The organism is Nocardia sp. NPDC004860 (genome assembly GCF_040609015.1).
Taxonomy (GTDB): domain Bacteria; phylum Actinomycetota; class Actinomycetes; order Mycobacteriales; family Mycobacteriaceae; genus Nocardia.
The window spans coordinates 24658-49580 of the sequence record NZ_JBEXJI010000033.1 but is presented as its reverse complement, the minus strand read 5'-3'; the positions used below and the strand labels follow the sequence as shown (position 1 = coordinate 49580).

At 61.4% G+C, this 24923-nt stretch carries 11 protein-coding genes and 1 pseudogene; 7 read left to right on the top strand and 5 right to left on the bottom strand.

The window, feature by feature from the left end; translation table 11 throughout:
- The first annotated feature begins 47 nt into the window (after positions 1 to 47).
- From ABZV44_RS38100 to ABZV44_RS38090, 3 genes and pseudogenes are all read left to right on the top strand, one after another.
- Entirely contained in the window at positions 48 to 1583 is a 1536-nt protein-coding gene (locus ABZV44_RS38100) for a CBS domain-containing protein (protein ID WP_354847718.1), read from the top strand.
- Between the two features lie 404 nt (positions 1584 to 1987).
- Entirely contained in the window at positions 1988 to 2125 is a 138-nt protein-coding gene (locus ABZV44_RS38095; RefSeq protein ID WP_354847715.1) for a hypothetical protein, read from the top strand.
- Between the two features lie 103 nt (positions 2126 to 2228).
- Positions 2229 to 2632: pseudogene (locus tag ABZV44_RS38090) on the top strand (transposase); the annotation flags it as partial.
- Positions 2633 to 2952: 320 nt separating this feature from the next.
- Here ABZV44_RS38090 and ABZV44_RS38085 read toward each other — a convergent pair.
- The 5 genes from ABZV44_RS38085 to ABZV44_RS38065 all read right to left on the bottom strand — a co-directional run bounded on the left by ABZV44_RS38085 (position 2953) and on the right by ABZV44_RS38065 (position 16237).
- Positions 2953 to 8292 carry a DEAD/DEAH box helicase gene (locus tag ABZV44_RS38085; RefSeq protein WP_354847713.1) on the bottom strand — a complete coding sequence of 1780 codons (5340 nt, stop codon included), beginning with the start codon at positions 8290 to 8292 and terminating at the stop codon, positions 2953 to 2955.
- Positions 8285 to 9316, bottom strand: a complete 1032-nt coding sequence (locus ABZV44_RS38080) for a hypothetical protein (RefSeq protein ID WP_354847710.1) — start codon at positions 9314 to 9316, stop codon at positions 8285 to 8287. Before ABZV44_RS38080 ends, ABZV44_RS38085 begins: the two co-directional genes overlap by 8 nt.
- Positions 9317 to 9327: 11 nt before the next feature.
- A complete protein-coding gene (locus ABZV44_RS38075; RefSeq protein ID WP_354847707.1) occupies positions 9328 to 11412 on the bottom strand; it encodes a hypothetical protein in 2085 nt (694 codons plus the stop codon).
- Complete coding sequence (locus ABZV44_RS38070) at positions 11409 to 12959, bottom strand: hypothetical protein (RefSeq protein WP_354847704.1); 1551 nt, start codon at positions 12957 to 12959, stop codon at positions 11409 to 11411. Before ABZV44_RS38070 ends, ABZV44_RS38075 begins: the two co-directional genes overlap by 4 nt.
- Positions 12960 to 13741: 782 nt before the next feature.
- Positions 13742 to 16237 (bottom strand): AAA family ATPase, encoded by a 2496-nt coding sequence (locus ABZV44_RS38065; RefSeq protein WP_354847702.1) that lies wholly within the window; start codon positions 16235 to 16237, stop codon positions 13742 to 13744.
- 200 nt (positions 16238 to 16437) lie between these two features.
- Here ABZV44_RS38065 and ABZV44_RS38060 point away from each other — a divergent pair, with 200 nt between their 5' ends.
- The 4 genes from ABZV44_RS38060 to ABZV44_RS38045 all read left to right on the top strand — a co-directional run bounded on the left by ABZV44_RS38060 (position 16438) and on the right by ABZV44_RS38045 (position 24895).
- A complete protein-coding gene (locus ABZV44_RS38060; RefSeq protein ID WP_354847699.1) occupies positions 16438 to 18441 on the top strand; it encodes an N-6 DNA methylase in 2004 nt (667 codons plus the stop codon).
- Entirely contained in the window at positions 18438 to 20435 is a 1998-nt protein-coding gene (locus ABZV44_RS38055; RefSeq protein WP_354847696.1) for a class I SAM-dependent DNA methyltransferase, read from the top strand. The genes ABZV44_RS38060 and ABZV44_RS38055 overlap by 4 nt, the downstream gene beginning before the upstream one ends.
- 65 nt (positions 20436 to 20500) lie before the next feature.
- Positions 20501 to 21724 carry a hypothetical protein gene (locus tag ABZV44_RS38050; RefSeq protein WP_354847693.1) on the top strand — a complete coding sequence of 408 codons (1224 nt, stop codon included), beginning with the start codon at positions 20501 to 20503 and terminating at the stop codon, positions 21722 to 21724.
- 6 nt (positions 21725 to 21730) lie between these two features.
- Positions 21731 to 24895: a type I restriction endonuclease gene (locus tag ABZV44_RS38045; protein ID WP_354847690.1), complete on the top strand. Its 3165-nt coding sequence runs from the start codon at positions 21731 to 21733 to the stop codon at positions 24893 to 24895.
- Positions 24896 to 24923 lie beyond the last annotated feature (28 nt).

The following is a 24923-nucleotide window of genomic DNA, read 5'->3' as shown; positions in this document are numbered from 1 at the left end:
TGACTGCACCCTTCTGTCTGATCGAGGGTCAACGGAGGATTCAACAAGTGGCACGCGCATGGACGGTACGCGGCGGGTGGGATGGACATCGTGAGGAGGCAGCGCTCACCGATGGACTGGCAATCGCTGGCTGGAGCGAGGTTCACCCGGACCTGTCACACGTGAAGTCAGTCGAAGAGCTGCGCTCGATTCTCAAGCGCTGCTATCGGTCGGAAGGCCGACGTACCGTCGATAACTGGACGCATCAACTGTGGCGCTTCGTACACCAGATGCAGCCTGGCGACCTGATTGTCATGCCACGCAAATACCAGCCGGTGGTGGCGCTCGGAAAGATTGTCGGCGACTACGAGCACAGGCCGGGCGCACGGCCGGGTTTCATGCACGTCCGCAAGGTCGAGTGGCTCAAAACTGTGGAGCGCGCGGCCATCGGCGCCGACCTGAGGGACAGCATGGGCTCCTTCCTCACGATCAGCGAGCTGAGTCGGCGCGACGCGGCAACACGCATCCAAACTCTCGCCGACACCGGCGTCGACCCCGGATATGCCGGCGCGGTCACACCGCCCGTCGACATCAAGGAGTTGCTGACGGACGTCAGCGATTCCGGCACCCGCCTGCTGTCCGCCCGAGATCTTATCGGCCTGTGGGGATATTCCCGACGAACCACGGACGCAGTCGAATCGGTCAACCATGAGCTCCGCGACCTTGGCCTCACAACCGACCCGGATTTCACGGCGGTACAACTCGATGACACCGTCACCGTCTCGGCCATCGAGACGGCCGAACCGAATGCGGCGGCGGCCACGGCCCACACGCCCGGCAGCACCAGCACGTCGCAGGACTCCGACCTTACGTGGCGTGTTGGTAACCTACGCCGACCAGAATCCGTAATGACAATCCGCCGCAACGATTCCCTCGCCCGGGCCGCAGAGATCATGGCCGCCCGCGAGTTTTCCCAGCTTCCGATCGTCGACGATAACCGTTGCCTGCTCGGCGTCATAACTTGGGAGAGCATCGCGCACAGCCAGTTACGCCCTGGTGCCCTCAGCCTCTGGGAAGCACGCGCGGACAAGTGGCCACCCGCGGCCCACGTCGAAGAAGAGCTGTTCACCCGTATCCCCGACATCCAGAAGTACGGCTACATCATCGTCGTCGACAGCGCGAACGTCGTCACTCGCATCATTACCGCATCCGACCTCGCTGGCGAACTCAAGACCCGGGTCACGCCATTCACAGTGCTCGAGGAGGTCGAGCGCCGCCTGCGAATCGCCTTCAAGAAGGTGCCGAGCGCGGACCTCGCCTCATGCTTCGAAAACAACAAGAAGAAGGCAAAGTCTATTAGTGCACCCGAGCATCTGACGATGGGCAACTACCCGCATCTGGTTGCCAAAGAGCATATCTGGAACCAGCTCGACTGGCCGTTCGAGCAGGAGCGGTGGGTCGAGCGCCTGAAATCTGTTGCACAGTACCGTAATCAGATTGCACACTGGAATGTCGACGCGCCGGAAAGCGAGCAGAGCCAGCTCATCGAGGCGGAGGAGCTGCTGAACCTACTCAAGATCGTCACGCGGCATAGCGGGCATTGATTCCGGCTCGACTGTTTAGGGCCGCAGTAGCACCCGCCGAAAGTGCATCGGTGCTGAAAATGATCGGGCCGGCATCCTCTGTCGTAGCAGTTCTCGATGCTCTTGCAGAACAGACACTCGCACACAGTTTTCGGGCACACACACCGAGAATGGGCTATGCCGCTGATAACGAGCAACCTGTCGGTGGTGTCGGGTATACCGTCTAATGTGTGCACGGACTGCAGGCTGTAATCACATTGCACAAGAGCGGATTTCATTGGCAGCCCAGTTTCATGCACGCCCGTTTGGCATGGGTTTCAGACGCCGGTACTGCGGCACTGAACGACGGGCAGGTCTGAAGCCGGCATGATCTACAGGAAGCCGTCTTCGACCGACGGGGATTGACGTCTGAACAGCGTGATGAAGTGCTGGATTCGCGCCAGCGCCGAGCCTACAACCGAATCGTATGGGCGCTGAGCGAGCTCGACCGTGCCGACCCTATGTCCAAGCCGGCCCGCGCGACCTTCACTATCACCGCGGGATCTGCTCGCCGCCCATCCTGAGGGACTCGATGAGAAGATCATGAAACCTGACTTCGGTCAGGTTTCACCCTCACCGATGCCTTGGTCGAGGCGATCAACACCGTCCCGAAGCACGTGTGGACTCCCCGCCTACGATGCCGAGGGGCAGGTCCGCGACGGGGCCTTGGTCGCTGAAATCACCGGCCTGGCAGAGCTTTCGGGCTGGCCCGACGGGATGCGTCTGATCGTGCGAAAAGAACGCCCGCACCCGGGCGCACAACTGCGGTTCACCGACGTCGACGGGCTGCGGCTGACTGCGTTCGTCACCAACACCGGCCGCGGACAATTGCCCGACCTGGACCTACGCCACCGCCGCCGCGCCCGCTGCGAAGACCGCGTCGTCATTCCGGGCGTGGCCGGGTCATCCGCGCCGCGAAGGACACCGGGCTGCGCAACCTGCCGTTCCACTCCTTCGAGGCCGCCCGGATCTGGCTGACCATCGTCGCCCTGGCCCTGGACCTGACCGCCTGGTGTCAGACCATCGCCCTGGGCGACGCGACAGACGCAGGCGGGCGTGGCGGGCCTGGATCGAGAATAGTTGCATGCGCAGGGTTTCGGCTCCCAGCGGCAGGCGGGGTGGTCACGCCCCGCACACCAGCCTGCTGCTCACCACCCTGCACCGCCTGCAACCAGGCTGACCAGCGATCAACCCGTCCTGACAACGGCCGAAAGGCTCCCCTCCGGGCCTGTGGAACCCGGCAGCACCCGCTGACCGGGCTACCCTGTGTTGCCCACCGACTGCTCATCAGCCACCGGATACCAATCCGAAACCGAGCACGCCGGGCCGAAGGCCCGGCGAACGAGCGAGGTTAGGCAAGTGGCGCGCCGCTGATCACATGGCGATGTACGGCAGGCAGATCACGCACAAGGGCAAAGTCCGGAATCGCGACAGCGCGTTCGCCGGGATTAGCCGACAGGCGAAGTGACTTTAATGCATAGTCCTCGTCGAGCAGTGCCGGGTACGCGCCCACGACCACATTCGAGTTGCCATCGGAAAGTGAAAGTGGCCGGGATTCAGATCTATTGGAACCAACCGACCACCCTTCTAGCTGAAAGTACCGCTTCAGTGGATCGAGTAGTTTCTCTTGCCGCTTCATTTCAGGAAGGGCCGGGATCGCTCCGTCGATCGAATAGTCGAAGAGGCTCAGTGCGAGATGCCGGTCGAGGCGGCCGTGCATGAATCTATTCCGGTAGTGGCGAAGGCACCGAGTGCAAGACCGGGTGCATCCGGCGGGACAGTCGGCGAGTACAGACCTTACCTGCCGGATAACAGCGTCGATTTCGCGGCCGGCATCAGCGGAGTATCCGGCGCCACCCGACGCGGTGTCGTATAGAAACATCTCGGAAACGCTCGTGCCCGGCTCAGGAGAAATTCGATGTGAGTAACCGGCGCTGATTTCATGAGGGTCGATGTCGAGATGAAGAGTTGCACCCAGGGCAAAGGCCTCTGCGAGTGTGAGCAATGCATCGTTCACCCACGGCCGCGTCGGCCCAAGGACTATGGGCCGCTTTGCGATGATCTGCAAGAGCAGCGCGTCGGTCCTAAATCGGTGAGAAAGGAATATCTGCTTGCGGATACGACCGTGACACGTCGAACGCAAACCTTGATTTACCGGAATTAAGAATGGAAAGCTATGTTTCCCGTCTGACGGAATAGTCGCGTTCGGCCATGCCGCACCACAAAGCTCACAAATGCCGAATCCTTCGTCGTCATCGCCGCGATTGACGATTATCAGTTCGACATCATGCTGGAAGCAAGTGCGAAGATTCTTCCCGAAGTCAACGCGCCACTTTAGTTTCGAGCGGTCCACGAACTCGGGCATCTGTGCGTTACCAGCATTGGTATAGATTTGAGTCTCATGACTTTCGTCGACCGGCGATGCACCCTCTGGATAGAAGCCGCTGGGTGACAACAGGTCCCGCGGAATAAGATCTGCGTTGCAGACCGGGCACTTTCCGGCCTGATGAGAACTGGGGCGAGTGTCATCGAGTCGGACATATGGGCATCGGGTGCATCCAATGTACTGCTCAAGCGGAGCCGAAAAGTAGGACGCTGCGGGTCGCCAGCGGTGCGTTCTATCCCTTGGAGGGAAGTAGAGTCCGCCACTGCGATAGGTCCGCTTGTTGACGACGATCGTACGTCCGGGAGCGTATTCGCTGAGGGCCTGGATCTTGGCCAGTTGCGGACGCTCCTCGGTTATGATCCGGTTTTTTTCATCTCGGGTCTCGATGTAGAACGAGCACACATCAGTCGGGAACGCATACTTAGGCAGGAGGCCAGCGTCGAATAGCACATCAAGAAGATTGGTTCGGGAGCCCCCCTCCTGGGGTACAATGGCCTCTGAACTGCCGACTTCCTCCAACGATTTCAGAAATTCACGTGCGGTCTCTGTGACATAGTTGGCAACTCGCCGATCGGGACCAAGCAGATTGTCTGGCAGCCAGTCAGTTATGCGCAGGACCGCTGGCGAATCTATTGAGCCAAAGTTATTTTCAGCCCACTCTTTGAAAGCTTGAAACGATAATTCGTCATCCTCGTTTTTGAAGAAGTCGAGCGCTGAACCAAGAGCTGACATAACCTCACCGGACTTAACCCCAGGGTGGTTTGGCTGAATGGTTTCGTGGAAGAACGTTTGCAGTATGTAGGAGTGGACGTGCCGTCGCGCCAGTTTCTGGTTGTTATCTTTGATTCTAAGCGCTGAGACGGCCCCGCTGATCATTGCGTGAGGATTCTGGAAGTAGTAGCTGTCGTGGGGCGCTCCGTCGGAGTAGGTGAGAACGGTCGATACGGCGCTTCCTCGCCGGCCCGCGCGACCTGCGCGCTGTTGGTAGTTCTCACGCATCGGTGGCATTGTGCGTAATGCGACAGCGGTGAGCCCGCCGATATCGATACCAACTTCCATTGTCGTGGTACAGCTCAGGACGTCCACCGCTGGGGCGCCATCACCCAGCTCTACGTTCTGGAATCGGAGCTCGAATCTTTCGGTGGTCGCGAACGCTACAGTGTCGTCACGTTGTGAGAGTTGAGCCGTGTGCTCCTCCGCATTAATGTGCATCGGTGTTCGTCCGCTGAGTACCTCCGCAAGAGGAGCCCGCAAGTGACTCTCGGACGTCCACGCGGAGGGATGGTCGTGACCGCATTTCTCCAGATTGGCCGATTTGCAGTCGTAGTTGAGGCACCTACCGAGAAGCCCCATCGGGGCGATATGTCCACAGTCTGAACAGCGGATCCAGGTGTTGCAGAGTGCAACCTCAATTTGGAATCGGCTAGGGTCCAGCACGTCTGCAGATGCACTGTCCGTTTCGGTTGGTTGGGCAAATACGGCAAAAAGTTGCTCACGCAGTTCGTCGATCGGCTGCCCGAGTCGTTCACCGATCTCAGCGAAGAATGACTTGAATGCGTCTACCCTCCGGAGTTCCTGGTAGTAAGGAAGTGTTTGGCGGCGAATGGCATTCGGCAGACGTGGGTCGAGAGCGCCATGCTCGAGCATCTGCAATGACCATGCAGAAACTATCTCGTCTATCGACGCCTCTGGTAACTGAACTCCTTCGTCGCGTAATTTCTTCAGCAGTAGACGCCTCGCATTCGGCGGAGGCGATAGCCAAACGGCGTGAGCTATCATGAGAGACTTCGTGGGGTGGCACAGCTGTCGGAAAACCGCGCCACGGAACTTGAGTGGGGCGTTTGGTTGCCAGTCGAACTCCAATGCCGTCGCGAGGTCTCCGTCATAGGTCTCGGCGTACTCGGTTGTATCGTTCTTTAGCCGGATTTGGTCGTCCCCATCGAAGAAGGAGAGGCCATGTTGGTAACAGACGGCAACGAACCCACAGTAGAGTCTGTTCAATGTTGGCGGCTTGGCGCATGTGTCAGTCAGTTCGCGTATGGCCAGGACGAGAGCTTCGCGCATCGTCGAATCTTCAACGTCCCGTGGCAGGTCCCTCGCGAGGCGGGCCGCCTTCTGACGACCGTCGGAAAACACCAGTACCTTTCGTCCACGATTTGGATTGTGCTGGCTGCGCGGAAGGACAGCAGGTTGCGCTGTGAACTGTTGCCGGATTAGGCTCGCGAACGCTGACTCGCCTGTCGTGGCAAGGCTCGACAACGTCGAGTAGTTGGCGCGCTCTGCCGACTCGAGGCACCGCACACACCGAGAAAATTGTTCGGCGGCGCCCTTCTTGGTCGGGTTGGCCCGGAATAGCAAACGAGCGCCCGACGTACCTGGCCCCACAAGTCGGCCCGTCCTCACATCCAGACCGACTGGAATCACACGGCTGCGGATCCCCGGATGCGGCTCTCCAAGGTACAGCTTCACTTCCTTGAGCGGTTTTCCTGCACCGATTCGTCCACCCGGTTCGTGCCATAGGAACGTTGGCTCCTCGGTTGAGGTGTAGCCGCGAACATAGATCGCACCGCATTTTTTATGCGAGAGGATCTCATAAACACGGCCACCGCAGTCGCATTGGACTCGCGGGCTTTCATAGATCTGTCCAAGAAGCTGGTGGATTTGGGTTCCGGGAACGGCTGTGCAGTCAGAATTTATACAACCGAACAATGGGGGCGCAGCTCGGTACATCATATGAATTCGCGAGGGGAGAATTGGTTGCTGTTCACGGCCCGGTTGCGGGCGGCGGGCAAATGCCCCGAGCACCAGCAGACCGTCGAGGGCCTTGTCCTGGGCCTCGACTGCGGCGCTCCCGAAGATTTTGGTGGAGAGCTCCCGTAGCTCGATCGCATTGCCAGAGCACTCCTCGATGACCATATTTGCGGGTCCGAACTTGCCGAGGGCCTCGCCAACGGCCTGCCGGGCACTCTGGAGAGTTGCGTCGTCGTCGAGCTTCACCAGGGCACTGAACTCACCGAGGGCCGCCTGTACTTCGTCAACTGACTCAGCAAGCGACAGCGCAGCACCGTCAACTGTGGCCAACGTCGCCGTCTCACGCGCAGTGGCCTTCGCGCTTCCGGTCACCTTCTCGACGGTCCCGCGCACGACTGCATACTTCCTCGTCGTACCCTCAGCCGTTAGCGCACGTGCGAATTCGATCGCACCGGTGTCACCATCATTGACCTGCAGGCTCGCGCTTGTGAGTATGCACCGAATCCGGTCGCGAGTGATGCCGAGGCGAGCGCCGAGGCGTCGAATCAAGAGTCCTACCTCGGCGCCGGTCGCGCCTCTGTACATGTGAGCTTCGTCGAGAACGAGAAGGAGCTGATTCCGTTCATCGGACTTCAGCCACGTCCGGGTCTGGTCGAAAATCGGACGCTCGATCGGGCGGAGCAGCATGTACTCCAACATCGAATAGTTCGTGACGAGAATATCTGGCGCGGTGAGCTGCATCTCGTGGCGGGTGAGCAGCTCTCGGTCGTAGGGGCCTGTCGTGTACTGATCTGCCCCACGTTTCGCGAAACGGGCCAGGTCCTTGGCCGGCCAGCGACCGCGGTCTTTCAGCTCCTTGACGAGTTTGTCTTCTCGACTCTCAAGCTCTGTGTAATACCGGATCAGATCTGCGAGCCGGCGCTTGTCGCGTTCTGCGGTACGTGTGTTCGGGTATGGAGTCCGTCCCGTATACATGCCGAAGTACGGATGTCGGCCGCCTCGGTCTCGAAAGTACTGAGCCACCCGTTCGTCGCCAAATAGTCTGCGCAGACGAGATGTTTGGTCGCTGACGAGCGCATTGAGTGGATAGAGCAGTAGTGCCCGCACTCCGGGTTGCCTGAAGCTCGGTTGTTCAGCCTCGCACGCGAGCATCCCGAGGATCGAGTAGAGGAAGGTTTCGGTCTTTCCCGAACCAGTACCTGTCGCGACGATGAGATCGGAGGGCTTGTCGAGACTGAAGAAGCGTTCGAGTGCCTGGGTTTGGTGCAGATATGGCGGGTGGATGCCGACACTCGGTGTGAATTCGTGCAGTTCGGACAGTACTTTGCGGACGGTCCCAGGAACGTTGAGTTCATTGAAGTGCGGGCCGTACATGTACGACGGGGTGATCTCGACGTGTGGCGTTTGGGCGATAACGCCTGGGCATTCGAGTAGCCTTCGCCGGCGTTCGGCCAGGTCGGCGTCGTCGATGGGGGAACTGGCTTCGATTGAACGCAGGAAGCTCTCTCGAATCTGACGCACAACCTGGGTCGCGCCGATATCTCTTTCAGCCATCGCTACCTCTCACCAATCGGATGCCTAAGTCCTCAACGGTCTGTCGTACTTGCTGTCGGTACGTCGTCGCAATGAATCTGTGCTCGAACTTCTTGGCGGGCAGCCGTTTCGCGAGTGCAGTCAACGCGCGCATCTCCGGCGCGGGAACCGGGTTGTGAAGTATGAGTTCCGCACTGCTGCTTGCGGATTCGTTCCAAGTGGCGGTCGTGGGATTGCCCCCCAGCATGTCGTAGCCAAACATCAATCGATGCGCATCCTGGCGATCGATCTCGCATGTACCCTCGACCACTCCCGCATTGAGGCGAGCGAGACCATGGAGTCGCCAGTGGTTCAACACCGTCTGCCGGTAAAGGTATGTGCCAGTCAGATTGCTGGCCGTTCGCTGCCAGCGATCGTGTTGGAGGCATCCACGTCGTGCGGTCTCGGGGAGGTAGAACTCCAGCGAATCGTCCGGCGTACCGGCAGCAATACGGATCGCCTCGCCGAATTGTCTTGTCCACGTCTCGAGATCGGTTGACAGGCGACGGGCCCAGAGCTGAAGTCCTACTATCGGTAGCTCTAGTTTGCCGAGGACGGAGCCCTTTGCGAGGTGGCGCGCGGCACCCGAATACATTATTGCATCCCTGGTTTCCTGGTCCAATATGCGCAATGGAATCCCGCTGACGAATAGGCAAGATTGATCGCTTCCTAGTTCAACGATTACACCGTCGACGCTTACCCAGTAACCATTCCCGAGCTCCGCAAGATCACCGATGGAAGCCAGATCCTCGAGTTGCTCCCGGAGTATCTGGCGTCGATCGGATTCAGAAAGCCCGGCATCACCAAGATTGAGTGATTTGTCCACGGTTACTGCGCGATCGAGAAGAACCCGGACGTAAACGGGTGTTTGAGCATGGGTCGATGCCCAGGCCACGGCGCGGAGCATTTCGTAGCGGCGCTCGACAATATCGAGTTCTGGTTTCAGTGCCAGACTTCGCTCCAGTTCCCGTACGGCAGTCGTGCGTCCAATTCTTTCGAGTCTCATTTGGGGGTCGTTCATCCGAGTCGCATGCGCAGTCGCTTGGCCAGATTTTGGTATCTCAAGGCCATTTCGTCTGCTAGGGAGAGATTCCTCGCCAGTCCGGCCACAAATTCCTCATATTCATCATCAGCCAGAGACGTCGCCGCGACTGGAAGAAGAATGCATTCAGCCACGGAACCGCTGATCTTTTCTTCAGCCTGGAGAGGGCTTAGCGCGGCCGCAAATCGTTCCGCGGCCTTTTCGATATCATCCGAAAACGGCCAGATGGGTTCGATATCCGCCAGCAGGTAGCTGACAACTTCGTCGTTCGTAGGCTCTGTCGATTCCGCGAGCCTTATATACGAGAACTCATTCGCTACTGGCCACGTGAGGAGCGTTGGTAAATCAACCGCTATCGCGTAGCCCCACAAGTCCGGGCTGATGCGTGCCGAGGTCACCCCAGTCGCGATTGTGCCGGCGACTTTCAGATTCGGGTGCGGGCCCAAAGAGGTGAACCCGGTATCTTCCCAGCGGCTTTGCAGCCACGGGACGAGATAGGACTCTGTGGGGGCTTGGTTTATGCCTTCGAGTACGACCATGACCTCGCCTGCGGCAGCCTCAGAGTTTGCGGCCTCGAGAATTCCATGATGGCTTCGGAATGCGCCGGGCTTAGCTGAGTGTAGCCCTTGCAGATCCGCCGGGTGCAGGAAGTCGTGCGCGACCGGAATTCGAAGGACACGGCCGCTGCACGTCAGGGCAGCGATCGCCGACAGCGCGGCCGGGCCGCCATTGCCCAACGTAATCGGTAGGAGTCCCGCGCTGATGGCTGCGACGAGGCGCTGGGCGTCGGGACCCTTCATGCCCGTCGCCCTCATAGCTGCCATCAACTGTTTCTTGACGGCATTCCTTTCCGCAAGAGGCGATTTGGCAACCGGCCTCAGGTTGATGGAAGTTGGCGATGAAGGGCTGGCTGCCTGCACCTGCGCGCTGTCTCGGGTCAGAGCCTGCACGATAATCGATGATGCGAGGCGCTCCCGCGTGCCGGTGACGAGCTCCTCGACAGCAATCGCGACATCGCGTCGTAGTTCCTCGTTGCGGGCGTTCACGATTTCTTGCGCGTTGTTGAGCTCGTGCCGTGCGTGTGCGATTTGATTGTTCAGCTGCTGGAGTTCTGATTGCGCAGCATGCAGACCCTTGTCGAGGTCGGCCAGCTGTTTGGTTCCCTGCGCGACCCTGTCGGCGATCTGATTGAGCTCGGCCCTCTCGGCATTGGCTCTTGCTTCTTCGATCGCCTGGTCCATCAGCGCCACTACCGTCGGCAGTCCACTCAGGGTGTTTGCAATCCGCGACGCCAGGCGGCGTGTGGCATCGGCGTCCTCGCATGCCTGCAACGCTCGCTGAACGCGCCGAGTATCAAGAGAATCGCCACTCGTACTGGACCGTTCGCTTATCCAGTCGCGGACCTTCGCTAGCGTCTCCTTCGTTGATTGAATGTTCACTTCAGCGAAATCGAGCCCGGTGAGCGTTGACACTGCCAGTTCGGCGACGGCGTCCACAACCTCGTCGAGCGGGCGACAGTCGATGTAGTCAACGGCTGGCAGGCGGTCGATCCGATCACCAACCATGTACCCATCGATGTCGGTAACAACCATGCCGGCCGAATCGCGCATCTCTAGCTTTTCCGGGGACGGCGCGACGGCCTTTCGCTTGACCACTCGGAGTGGGCCGAGGAGAACTTCATCTTCGCACAGGGCGTATATTTTCGTATTGCTGTTTGCCCAACGAGGGAAACGTAGCTCGCCGATCTCTTCGGCAATGCGGTGCGCTGGTCCTGCGGCGCGCCGATCGATCACCACATCGGCTGGCCGAACTGACGTAAGGCTAAATCGCTTCTGATCCTTACCGGGCAGATTCGATTCTTCGACAAGTTCTGCAATTACAAGGGCCGAGTTTTCCACTGGCAAATCATTCGGCGCCTTCAGTGGCGAGCTTGACTTGAATGCGTCGCCGTCGACAGGATCCCATTTATCGTCGACAAAAATGAATTTTGGTTCTATTCGCTTGCTATTTCGGCTATTGAGGATCTTGCCAAGCATGAGCGTTCCAGTTTCCAGAGTCATCGCTGAATTCTCCAATCCCCAGTCGGATTCCGCCGACCGCCTAACATCCAATAAGGCCTCGAAAATTCGCCATCAGCGCGAAGAGCCATAAAGGAAGAACTCCATTGCGGTCGCTTCAGCGCGTTGAGTGCCGATCGTTGACCGCGGCGAGTTCCTGAGTTTGGCGCATTTCGAGACAACCCGCGGCTCGCGCCGGAACCGTCATCTGCCTCAACAGGTTGGTGCGGTTGCTTAGCGCTACTGATCCGTATTATGCCGAAGCTGCCCGCGTCCACTTCGAGCGAACACGCGGTCGAGTCAACTAGTTTAAGCCATTTTCCCAATTCTTCCGCATTCACGTGCGACAGCCGTGTGACCGTCTTATTCGGGTACTGCACCTTTGCAACGAAACGAAGGGGGATTTCGGTGCCGACCCAGAGTTCCGGGGCCCTGATCTCGTCGATATCGTCAGCCGAGTAGGGTCGGTGAACTCGGCTCCCAATCATGATGCACCAGAGTCGTGCACGACCGAACGGCTGCTGCGGCTGTGCGAGATCACGTTTAGTGACATGCATTTGGTCGCCTGAACGGGTACGTAGGCGAGCATCGCGGAAGCTTCCGGACAACCTCACGAAATCGCCTGGTTCGCTCAGCTTCAGTAGAAGAAGCTCCTGGCTTGACTCGGCAACGATCGCAACAGCTGTGGATGACGGCGCAATGATTGCGCAATCATTGGCTTGAATGACGTGCGTCTCATCGTTCCCGTAATCAATCGGTGGCGTCAGGAATGTCGATAGATCGTGAATTTCAGCGAGCGCGGTGCCAAGGCTTGTCAGCCACCGCGAGTAGCGAGAATCGGCATCGCAAGGGGCCGCAAAGTGCCAGGCGGTGAATCCGTCGTGGCTCTCAAGTCTACGGGTCGTGATCCACTTCGGCGGCGACACCGGGTGCCGAGCAAGGAACACCACTGATCTACCGAGGTAGACAGGCCGGCTTGCGGTGCACAGGATGTAGTCGCCGCCCATTTCTTGGCAGAACACAGCGCCCATCGCTGGGATGTTCTGGACAGCGTGGTTCCAGCGCATAGGATCCCACGGCCAGTCCCCTTGAGGATAGGCACGGAGGATCGGGTTGGCAGGGTTGAAGGTAACAGTCGATCTGCCAGATCCTGGCCATAGCTCGAGCCCGTTCACGATCGTTGGGTCGCCGTTCTCGTGCTGTAATGCAACAGCTAGGCCTTTTAGGCTCTGGGGAGTAACTTTTGCTATCTCGGTATCCCGGAGTTCCGGCAATTTGAGATAGAGAGTCCATTTGTCCTCAGTGCAGGCAAGTCGAAGAGCGAAGCGCGAGTCATGCTGACTAGTCCACTGAGAAGAGGAGCTGATGCCCGGGTGGTAGTCAGGGCAGCTTGGTGATTCGTCTGCGTGCCGGAAGTAGGCCGCATTGATTTTGCCGCGCGCGAGTGTGACTTCTTTCCAGCAGTTCGGGCACTCGAACCCCGGATGGCTCTTCTCTGCATCTTCCGCATCAACCAGCAATTCGAGGTGCCAGTCCATCGCGTGCTTCAACTGTGGCTCCCTCCGCTCGTAGCCGAGCGATGCGTTCCGACCACTGACGGTGACCGTTCCCTGTTCGGTTCCGACGCAAGGGCACGTGGCGTCGCGACTGCGTTTGCCGACGGGAATCCCTCGAGCGACGAAAGAAACGTGCTGAACTCACAGAGGCCTTCTCTGGGCATAGTCCCCCTGGGTTTGTGCTGCGGACATGTGACGTCCACGCCGAATCGTAAAGGAGGGCAACGTTGTTACCGGATGCGAGCGGCACGGTGTCGGGTCTCCGCATCGAACCTGTGGCGACCCGGGTTCGTCGCGCAGCAAACCGTGTCTCGTTCGCCGGCCCGCGAGCACTCTGGACATGCTGACCGACAGTTCTGCGTCTCATCAGCGGGTTGTCGATGCTCGGCACATGCTCGGAACCCATCAACGAGAGGCGACCTCTCCTTCGGCGGACCGGACTTGCGGTCGGCTTGTCTGGAGACTGCGGACGATCTCGAGTAGGTGCTGTACTTCCTGGTACGTCGGTGACAGCTGGTAGGCGTGCTGGTGGCACGCCTCGGACAACCGCGTCCACGCGTACTGAGATCGGGACGGGAGATCACTCTCATCGCGGTAGGCGATTTCGAGGCAGGCCAGGCGGGTTCGGCTGCTGGCCCTCCCCGGGTTGATCCCCTTCGCGCGCAGGAGTTCGTCAACGATCTGCTCGAGTGCGGTCCGGGTCAGCCAGGCCGCGATCCTATTGCTGTGCGGGGATTGTCGGGAACTCTGCTCAGCAGCGAGAGTCAGCAAGCTGGTCACTTTCCCGCCTTTTCGATGTCGTCGACCAGGCGCTGGACGTCCTTTGCCGCCTGGCGTGGATCGGAGGTCGGGGTGAGCCCGTCGTGCATCCTGGGCCCTGTGATGTGCAGCGCGGACTTCTGATACTGCGCTCGCGCCCACTGTTCGAGCACATGGTTTTCCCGTCGTTCGCCGAACACTCCGAGGATCACCTTGGCTCGTGTGGTGGCCGCTTCTCCCCACTCGTTCTCGAGTGTTTGAAGCGACCGTCCGGCCCTGATGTTGCGCGTGAAATACGTATGGCGGGCGGCTGTTTCGACCGCGAACCGCAGCATGCCGGGCAGCGTCCGGCGCATCGCCTCATCAGGGAGCTTGCCATTCTCGTATTCGAGCACCAGGCCGAAAGCGTCTTCGATATACCGTCGAGCGGGATCGGTGAGCATCGTGATCGACACCTGAGAGTCCCTGCCGCGGTTGACTTCAACGATGGTGGCCGCGAAGTTCCCCCGCCGCACCGCGGCGGGCAGGCGGTCGTCGTGGGAGAAGACCACGACCTGGCGGGTCTGGGCGAGCTCGCTCAGCAATGTGACGAGCCCGTCCACCTTGGCCGGGTCCATGGCCTGCACGGGGTCGTCGAGGACGAGGAATCGAAACGGTGACTCGGCCATGGTGGCGCGCGGCAGAAACAGGGCGAGTGCCAGGGCGTGGAGTTCGCCCTGGCTCAGCACGGTGAGCCCATCCGCGGCCACGCCGTCGACCAGCGAGTCGATGCGCAGCTTGCGCCGGGTCGCGGACCCTTCCAGGCACAGGTCGCCGATCTCGACGTTGCTTTCCTGCCGCAGCGTCGCCCACGCGTGCTGGACGCCCTCGCGGATCGGCGCGAGGCGTTCGTTGCGCAGTCGGCGATCGTTGTCCTGAAGCCATTTCTTGGCCTCATTGAGCTGATCGACCACGGGCTTGGCCCCCAGCCACGCCTCCCAATCCGCGCACCAGGCATGAAGTTCGGCGTTCACCGGCTGCCAGCGGTCCTCACGCTCCGCCAGCCATGCCGCCGCGGCCTTGTCGAGCGCGGCGACCGCGTCGCCGAGTGCGGCGGCGTTGGTTTCCAGGTGGTCGGCGAGCTGTGCCGTCGTCGGCGCAACGGGGCCGTGCGTGATCGCGCCCCACCTCTGCCACGCGCTGCGGGCGGCTGCCACCGTCTCCTCGAGCTCCGGCACGGGGGCGTGGTCGAGGATGGCGGGCACGGGCGGCAGCGCGCGAAGGGCCTCGGAGTGCGCCTGTTCCAATACTTTTCGGGCATCGTTCAGCGCTGACAGGTGCTGCCGGTCCGCGGTCACCGCCGCACGGCTTTCCCGAGCCCAGGTCGCGTCGAGCGTGCGGCCGTGACATACCGGGCACGCCATGTCGCCGTGCTCTTCGTGCACCCGCAGAGCCTGTTCGAGCAACCGCAGGGTGGACAGTGCGCGGTCATCGGACACGACACTGAGCGCGGCCAGTTCGGCGTCGATGTCTCGCAACCGCGTAGCGATGGCGACGGCGCCCTCCGGGGTGATCGGGGCCGTCAGGTTCGCGAGGTCACGCAGCTCTGAAACCGGTCCGCTCGCAACGGCTTCGGCCTCGCGCAGCGACGCGCGCAGCTTCTCCAGGTCGGGCGCGGTCTTGCGCAGCAGTGGCGCCACTGCGGCGGCCCGCTCGTCGTCGAATTCCGCGACCGCCTCGGCCAGGGCTTTGCGGCGTTTCGCGAGGTCGTCGCCGGGCGCCTTGCGGTCCTTGTGTCGCACCGAGATTCGATTGATCGCCTCGGTCAGCTGTTCGACTCCCAGGACTCGCGAGATCGCGTCGTGCAGGTCGCTGGGAGTGCCGTTGAGCATCGCGCCGAGTTCGTCGTAGGACAGGATCGGGCGGAATCGCTGCAGCGGTGCGTCCCAGCCGAGGTCGTCGCGACCGATCTGCTGCTTGCCGCCGCGTCGCTGGGTGCGGGTGGTGTGCTGGTTCACGTCGGTCTCGTCGTCGGACCAGTCGAGCCGCACCACGACCGGGTCATTGTCCTCCTCCACCATGCTGACCGCGATGCGCGCGGTGGGGTGGTGCAGGTTGCGCCACTGGTCACGCCACTGGGTCGACTTCTTGGTGGACCAGCGGACGGTGCTGCCGGTGAGCGTGAGCTCCAACGCCTCGGAGATGCTGGACTTTCCAGATCCGTTGCGCCCGGCCACGATTGTCAGCCCCGGTTCGGGCCGCAGGTTCAAGGTGGTGGCGGGTCCGATCCCCCGAAAACCCTCAACTTCCACCGAAGTGAGGAAAGTTCCGCGAGCATCTGATGGTGTTCGGCCGGCGGGCGGTTCCTCGGCGAGCCGTACCGGCGTGCCGCCGCCCAGGTAGTCGTCGAGCGCTCGATCGCCTTCGAAGGCGGCCAATACCAGCAGTCCCACTTCGTCGGGGAGGTCCGATCCGTCGATCTGGTCGGCGATCCAGGGGGCGAGGCGGGTGCTGTCGGGAAGCGGATCGGTCATGGCGGTGAACCCTTTTCGTATAGGTGATTCGGGTGGAGCCAGAGAGAGCCGGCGCGACCCGCGCCAGTTTGTTGATGTACACATCATCAGGCTCTGTGTGAATGTTGTCAAGCAATGCAATTTGGCTTGATTTTCACACACGCATGCACCAGGATCGTGATGTACACGAGAGGGGTGACATGTCGAACCTGGTTCCACCCGTGACCGCCACGGAGATCTCCAAACTGGTCGGCGTGACCCGCGCGACCGTGAGCAACTGGCGCAAACGTCATGAGGATTTTCCGAAGCCGGTGGGCGGCACCGAGTTCCGGCCCGTGTTCGACTGGAACGCGGTGCAGGCATGGTTGGCCGACCGCGGCCAAGACGCCACCGACGCACCGATTCTCTCGTTGCAGACAGAGTTGCGTTCCGCGCTGTCCAGCGATGACGCGCGGATCCTGCTGGCCGGGCTGAAGCCGTCCGATTCCGGCTGGGTGTCGTCGGACCCCGCGACAACCGACGCCGTGTCCGGCGTCCTGAAAACATTGGCCCACGCCGCCGAGGTCGAGGGGCCCCGCGCGGCACTGCAGGCGTTGGCCGACCACGCGCACGGCGGTGAGCAGAATGTCGGCCTCTACCGGACTCCCGAGCTGGTCGCCGCCCTCATGGCCGAACTGCTCGAGCCGCTCCAGGCCGGGCCGACGCGGGTGCTCGACCCCGCGTGCGGTGGCGGTTCGTTGCTCGTCGCGGCGGCGGAGCGCGGCGCCACCGAGCTTTACGGACAGGACATCTCGGAAACCCAAGCGGCCCTTGCCCGTCTGGTGGTCCAAGCCGAAACCGAGGTCGACGCCGACATCGCCACCGGCGACAGCCTGCACGACGACGCCTTCCCCGGCCTGGAAGTGGACGCGGTACTGAGCAGTCCGCTGAGTGTTCGAGACTGGGCCGCGGATCGAGTGCATATCGACGACCCGCGGTGGGCGTATGGCACGCCCGGGCGCATGGATTCCGACCTCGCCTGGGTCCAGCACGCGCTCGCGCATCTTCGTCCCCGCGGACGTGCCGTGCTGCTTCTTCCCGCGCATGTCGCGTCGAAGGCATCCGGCAGGCGAATCCGCGGTGCGCTGTTGCGAGCGGGCGCGCTGCGTGCGGTCATCACCCTGCCGCCGCGACTGCCTCAGCTGCTGTGGGCGCGACTGAACCCTCAGATCTGGATCCTGGAGAAGCCGGACCCCGACGCGGCGGTGGCCGACAGCGTGCTGCTGGTCGACACGGCCGCGGGCGAGGCCGCGCAAAGCGGCGCCGGCGACGCTGTCGATTGGCCGCCGGTCGCCGAGACGGTGCGGCGAGTGTGGTCCGCCTTCGTCGAAGGTCGAGCAGCGCAGGCCGAAGAGCCCAACGTGTCGACCGTCGTCAGGGTTGTCGACCTGCTCGACGAAGAGGTCGATCTCACGCCAGGACCGCGGGTGAGGTTGGCGATCGACCCCGAAATCGTTGCCGACGAGGCCGATACGGCACTGTCACGCCTGCGCGCCACCGTTGCGGAACTCGCTGACGCCTCCGAAGCTGTCGGCCAGGTTAGGCAGATCTCGGGTGCGACGTGGCGGACCGCGACTCTGTCCGATCTGGCGTCGGGCGGAGCCGTCCGCATCCTGCGTGCGCAACCGTCGAGGTCGACCGCATCCGACGACGAGGATCTGCGGCTGGCCATCACCGGCCGCGACATCGCCACCGGCGGTCCGGCATCCGGCAAGATCAAGGTGGAGCCCGACAGCCTGGCGGTCGAAGTCGAGATCGGTGACGTTCTGGTGCCGACAGTGCGCGTTCCTCGGGGCCAAGCCTTCCGGATCGGGGGCCCGGAAGAGGAGGGGATCGCACTCGGCCCGAACGTGCAACTCGTGCGCACGGACCCGCAACGCCTGGACCCGTGGTTCGTCGCTGGATTCATCGGCGGCATCGATGAGGGCTCTTCCCTTGGCACGACCGCGATTCACTCCGCTCTGCACCGAACGCGAATACCGTTGTTGCCGTTGGCCCAGCAACAGCGCTACGGCGAAGCGTTTCGCCGCCTGCACCAGCTTCGAGCGGCATTGGCTCAGGCCGGCGAGGCAGTAGATCAGGTCGCCGAGGTGATGACCACCGGTCTGGTCGCCGGTGCGCTCGAACCGACCGCGGGCAGCGCGACACACGAAGACATTGGTAATCCTCGAGGAGGCAGTGAGTGAACACCGGCAAGCACAGCGAGCTGGCCAACCACGCGTGGTCGGTCGCGGACCTGCTGCGCGGCGACTACAAGCAGTCCGATTACGGCAAGGTGATCCTCCCGTTCACGGTGCTACGACGCCTGGAGTGCGTGCTGGCGCCTACCCGGGACGCGGTCGTCGCCAAGGCCGAGTCGCTGGCGGGGAAAGACCTCGATGTCCACAAGTTCCTGACCATGGCGGCCGGCGCGGTGTTCTACAACACCAGCGATCTCACCCTGAAGAAGATCGCCGCCGACCCGACCTACGCCTCGAAGAACCTGATCGCCTACATCGGCGCCTTCTCCGAGAACGCGCGTGAGGTGCTGGAGAAATACGAGTTCGCCCAGCAGATCCGCAAACTCGACACGGCGGGCCTGCTGTACCAGGTGGTCGGCAAGTTCGCGGACCTGGACCTGCGCCCGGAAGTGGTGTCGAACCATCAGATGGGTTACGTGTTTGAGGAACTGATCCGGCGCTTCTCCGAACAGTCCAACGAGACCGCCGGTGAACACTTCACCCCGCGCGAAGTCATCGAACTGATGGTGAACCTGCTGATCGCGCCGGACGCCGAGCTACTCGGTGTGCCCGGCGTCGTCCGTCGCGTACTCGACCCCGCCTGCGGTACCGGCGGCATGCTCAGCTCCGCGGAAGCCCACATCACCGCCCTGAACCCGCAGGCAACAGTGGATCTGTATGGGCAAGAACTGAACCCGGAGTCGTGGGCGATCTGCCGGTCCGACCTCATGATCAAGGGCGAGGACTCCGAGAACATCGTTCTCGGTAACTCCCTCGACGACAATGACGGTCACTCGAAGACCAAGTTCGACTACATGCTTGCCAACCCGCCTTTCGGCGTGGAGTGGAAGAAGATCAAGGACGATGTCGAATGGGAGGCGGCAAACCTCGGTGAAGCGGGGCGCTACGGCGCCGGGCTGCCTCGCATCAACGATGGCTCGCTGCTGTTCCTGCAGCACATGATCTCGAAGATGAAGCCGGTGACCGCGTCCGGCGAGGGCGGCAGCCGGATTGCCATCGTCTTCAACGGTTCCCCGCTGTTCACTGGTGCGGCTGGGTCCGGCGAGTCCGAGATCCGCCGGTGGATCATCGAGAACGACTGGCTGGAAGCTGTTGTAGCACTGCCGGATCAGCTGTTCTACAACACCGGAATCTCCACCTACTTCTGGATCCTCACCAACCGCAAGAAGCTCGATCATCAGGGCAAGGTGGTCCTGCTGGATGCGCGGGACTACTGGGTGAAGATGCGAAAGTCATTGGGCGACAAGCGTAAGCAGCTCAGCGATGAACAGATTCGGGAAATCACGCAGCTGTACGGTGAGGCGCTGACGGTCGCCAAGGATCCGACCCACCCGCTGCACGGCAAGGTGAAGGTCTTCAACAACGAGGACTTCGGATACCACCGCATCACCGTGGAGCGACCGATGAAGCTGCGGTTTGCGCTCACAAGCGAAGGATTGGACAAGCTGGCCTCCTCGGCGCCGGTCCGAAAGCAGTACGGCGACTCCAACGCGTTCCGAGTCCTTCTCGCCCCGTTGGTCGGTATTTCCTGGGAGACGAAGGCTGACGCCGTGTCCGCCATGCGCGATGCCATTGTCGGTGCCGGTGAAACGTGGCCCAGCGGTGCACCTTTCGTCAAAGCCTTCCGTGAAGCAGTCGGCACGCGCGATGCGGAAGGAGAGGTTCAATTGGTGAAGGGTGCCCCCGAGCCGGACCCTGACCTGCGCGACTTCGAGAACGTTCCGTTGACCGAGGACGTCGATGAATACCTGATTCGTGAGGTCCGGCCTCACGTTCCTGATGCATGGATCGACCACGCCAAAACCAAAGTGGGCTACGAAATTCCCTTCACGCGGCACTTCTACGTGTATACGCCGCCGCGGCCGCTGGCAGAGATCGATGCGGAGCTCAAGACCCTCGAGGACAAGATTCAGGAACTCCTTGGCCAGGTGACGAAGTGACGTCGGGGGTACTTTCTTCGGTTGCTGCACCTGTTGGATGGACATGGCGGTCGCTGTGGTCTGTAATGACACGCGAGAAGCGGGTTGGCGAGCCTGGCCTCCGGCCGCTCTCGGTGTTCCTCGATGCAGGCGTGGTTCCTCGCGACTCGCGCGGAGACAATCACAACCAGCTCGGTGAGGACCTGACTAAGTATTTAGTCGTCGAACCTGGAGACGTGGTCTTCAATAAACTGCGCACCTGGCAAGGTGGGATTGGTTCTTCGTCCTATCGTGGTATTGTCAGCCCGGCTTATTATGTGTGTCGGCCTAGCTCGGATTACAATTCGAGGTACCTGCATCATCTACTGCGCTCGACACCCTATCTTGCCGAGTTGACAAGAATTTCTAAGTATATGCCGCCGTCGCAGTTCGATACGCCGTGGGAAATGTTGCGGCTGCTGCCAATCCTCACGCCTTCGCGGGAGGAGCAGCGCCGCATCGCCGATTTCCTTGACGCCGAAACCTCCCGCATCGATCGCCTCGCTCTGTTTACTCGCAAACAGATTAGCGTGATTTCTGAGCGTGCTTCCAGTGCGTTCCAGTGTTCGGTGGTTGAAAATGGTGGACCAGACCTAGCCGAATTGGATATCGAATGTGATGGCAATCGGTGGCGAGTTCTACCCCTGAATCGCATTCTGCGGCAGTTGACTAATGGTTATGTTGGCCCGACGCGAGACCTCTTTGTTGAGGAAGGGGGCGTCAAGTATCTGCAGTCGCTTCATGTCAAATCCGGTAGGATTGATTTTGACCGCCGACCGTATTTTGTTCCGGAGAGCTGGGCTGCTGAGCGTCCGCGAATTATGCTCTCGGTCGGAGACCTCCTGATCGTACAGACGGGCGCGATAGGAGAGGTAGCAATCGTAGATGAGGAGCACGCGGGCTCGAGCTGCCATGCTCTTCTGATAGCCCGTGCTGACCGTTCGCTTCTGTTTCCTGATTATTTGTGGCACGTCTTCAGGAGTAGCTGGGGTAAAAATGTGCTCCTCAGGGAACAGACCGGCGCACTTCACCCTCACTTGGAAGCGGGAAATGTCCGTTTCATCTCGATTCCGGTACCGAGTCTGGAAATCCAGCGACGAGTGGTTTCAGAAACAGAGTGGGTGATATATCGCGACGAGAAGTTGCGTACCGCATTGGAGCGGAGGCTTGAACTCCTTGCCAACCGCCGTCAATCTCTAATAACCGCCGCAGTGACAGGACAATTCGATGTCACGACCGCTTCCGGGCGGAATCTCACCCAGGGGGTATAGCGAACCATGTCTGTGCACAGTGAGCAGGTGTTCGGGGAAGCCATCGTCCAGGCGATGGTGGAGAACGGCTGGCGGGAGGGGAATCCGCACGAGTACAACGCGGAGCTCGGACTGGATATGGGGGAGCTGCTGACCTTCATCTCGCAGACTCAGCAGACGGAGTGGTGCGAGCTGGTCGCTACCTATGGGGAGGATCAGGATGAGACGCAGCGGGGGTTCGCAAAGCGGCTGGGGCAGGAGCTGGCTGCCAAGGGGCTGATGAGGGTTCTGAGGGAAGGTGTGAAGGATCGGGGGGTTCTGATCCGGGTTGCCTACTTCAAGCCGAATCTTGTCGGCTCCGAGGACGTGCTGAACACTTATAAAGCCAATCGGCTCACGGTAGTTCGCGAACTGCCGTACGCCACGAAGCCGGGTGCTTCGCGGCCGCGTCTGGATCTCGCGTTGCTGCTCAACGGGATTCCGGTGGCGACGGCGGAGTTGAAGAATCCGCTGACTGGGCAGGGTGTCGAGGAAGCGAAGCGGCAGTATCGCGAGGACCGGGATCCCACCGAGCTGATCTTCAAGCATCGGGTGATCGCCAATTTCGCCGTCGACCCGGATCTGGTGTTCGTCACGACTCAGCTGCGGGCGGCGAAGACGGTGTTCCTGCCGTTCAACACCGGTTCGGAGGGGCCGGGAAACGCTGGCGGCAAGGGGAATCCGTCGGCCACTGTGGAAGGCAAGTACGCGACCTCGTACCTGTGGGAGCAGGTGTGGCAGCCGGACAACTGGCTGGACCTGCTGGAACGGTTCGTGCACACAACCGAGAAGAAGGGGCCGGCGGGAAAGGCGACTCGCTCGACCATCTTCCCGCGGTTCCACCAGTGGGATGCGGTCAAGAAACTCACCGCGCACGCCGCGACCCACGGGTCCGGGCACGATTACCTCGTGATGGCCTCGGCCGGCTCCGGCAAATCGAACACCATCGGCTGGCTCGCGCACCGGCTCAGTGACCTACACACCGAGCGGCTGGAGAATCTCGACGCGGAGGCGCGGGCGGCCGGATTGCAGCCGGGTGTACCGGTTTTCGACAAGGTCATCATCATCACCGACCGGCGCAACCTGGACTCTCAGCTTCGCGACACCGTCGGCGGGTTCGAGCAGGTATCCGGCCTGGTGGTGAAGATCGACGACAAGGCGGGCGCGAAGTCCGAGCAACTGGCGCGGGCATTGGGCTCGCAGAGCGGCAAGATCATCACCGTCACGCTGCACACCTTCCCGGCGCTGCTGGACTATCTGCGGCGCGAGCAGACCGAGCTGGCCGGTGGCCGCTACGCCGTCGTCATCGATGAGGCGCACTCGTCGCAGTCCGGTGACGCTGCGGCGGCGGTACGGACCGCGCTGCGCGACATGGGCCTCGACGCGGACGACGAGGAACAGGGTGCGGTCGAGGTGAACATCAACGAACGTCTGCGGCGTAAAGCCGAGGCGCGTGCGAAGGCCTCCAACATCTCCTACTTCGCGTTCACCGCAACGCCGAAGGCGAAGACACTGGAGAACTTCGGTACCGCCGACGGCGCCGAATACCGTCCGTTCCACACGTATTCGATGCGGCAGGCGATCGAGGAAGGGTTCATCCTCGACCCGCTGCGCAACTACGTCACCTACAAGGCCTACTACCGCCTGGTGAACCAGAATCCCGACGATGTCGAAGTGCCCGACGCCAAAGCCTCGAGCTTGCTCGCACGGTTCGCGTTCATGCATCCATACGCGGTGGATCAGCATGCGCAGGTGATCGTCGAACACTTCGTCGCGCACACCCGGGGCCGCCTCGGTGGCCGGGCGAAGTCGATGGTGGTGACCGCTTCTCGGCAGAGCGCGGTCGCGATGGCGCGGGCGATCAAGGAGTACCTGAAGGATCGGGAGTACGACATCAAGTACCCGGATATCGGTGTGCTGGTTGCCTTCTCCGGCAGTCTGGAGATCGATGGCGAGGAAGTCACCGAGCCGTCGGAGAACGGTGGGCTCGCCGAATCCGCACTGCCCAAGGCGTTCCGGTACACGCGGGCCGACGACCGAGCCACCCAAGTGGGCGGCAAGGGGCAGAAGGAATATCGGATCCTGGTGGTCGCCGAGAAGTATCAGACCGGGTTCGACGAACCGCTGCTCACCACCATGTATGTGAACAAGACGCTCACCGGTATCGCCGCCGTGCAGACTCTGTCGCGGCTCAACCGAACCCGCGAAGGCAAATCACAGCAGGATCTGGTGGTGCTCGACTTCGTCAACGAGGCCGAGAAGATCAAGGAATCGTTCGCGCCCTACTACGAGGACGCGTTCACCCTGCCGACCGACCCGAACCTGCTGTACGTCGCACGCGACCGGGCGCTGGCCGCGCCGATCCTGATCACGCAGGAGATGAAGGATTTCGCCGACGCCTATCTCGACGCCGAGCAGAAGGCGGCCGGATCGGCCTCGAAGTGGGCCAAACTGCATGCCGAGCTGTATCGGCACCTGGCACCGGCTGTCGACCGGTTCAGTGTGTTTCTCAACAGCGAGGAGGAAGACGATGTCGCGCTCGCCGAGTCATTCCGCGCCGACCTAAACGACTACGTCCGCAAGTACGGGTTCCTCGCGCAGATCGTGCCCTATCAAGACCCTGATCTCGAACTGCTGCACCTGTACGGGCGCCACCTGCTGAATCGGTTGCCGCGACGCGCTGACGGCGGCATCGACATCGGCGAGGTCGACTTAAGCCACCTCCGGCTCGAGCAGACGGGGGAACACGATCTCGGACTCGCTCCTGAAGGCTCACAGGAATTGCGGGGGTTCGGCGACGGCACCGGGTCGGCCAAGGAGCCCGAGAAGTCGCTGTTGTCTGAGCTGGTCGAGCGGTTCAACGAACGGTTCGGCACCGAGTTCTCCGAGGAGCACCTCGCTGTGCCGTTCAACGCCGCCATGGATGAACCACAGGTGGAGCAGGCGCGGCTGGCGAACAAGAATGTCGACGACTTCGGCGTCGTCTTCGACAAAGTGTTTGCCGAGAAGATGGTCGAACACTTCGATACTCTCAATGACCTGGGCGCGCGGTACTTCGCCCGGGACAACGAGTTCAAGAAGGACCTGGATCGGCAGGCGCGCACCGCGGCGTTCCGGCTGCTGGGGCGGCGGCATGGACTGCCCGAAATGTAGAGCGGCGGTACATGGGTGTTGCGGGATG

Coding starts and splice junctions, on each gene's coding strand:
- ABZV44_RS38085 (WP_354847713.1), bottom strand. CDS start 8,292: ATGGCTGAAAGAGATATCGGCGCGACCCAGGTTGTGCGTCAGATTCGA.
- ABZV44_RS38080 (WP_354847710.1), bottom strand. CDS start 9,316: ATGAGACTCGAAAGAATTGGACGCACGACTGCCGTACGGGAACTGGAG.
- ABZV44_RS38075 (WP_354847707.1), bottom strand. CDS start 11,412: ATGACTCTGGAAACTGGAACGCTCATGCTTGGCAAGATCCTCAATAGC.
- ABZV44_RS38065 (WP_354847702.1), bottom strand. CDS start 16,237: ATGACCGATCCGCTTCCCGACAGCACCCGCCTCGCCCCCTGGATCGCC.
- ABZV44_RS38050 (WP_354847693.1), top strand. CDS start 20,501: ATGACACGCGAGAAGCGGGTTGGCGAGCCTGGCCTCCGGCCGCTCTCG.
- ABZV44_RS38045 (WP_354847690.1), top strand. CDS start 21,731: ATGTCTGTGCACAGTGAGCAGGTGTTCGGGGAAGCCATCGTCCAGGCG.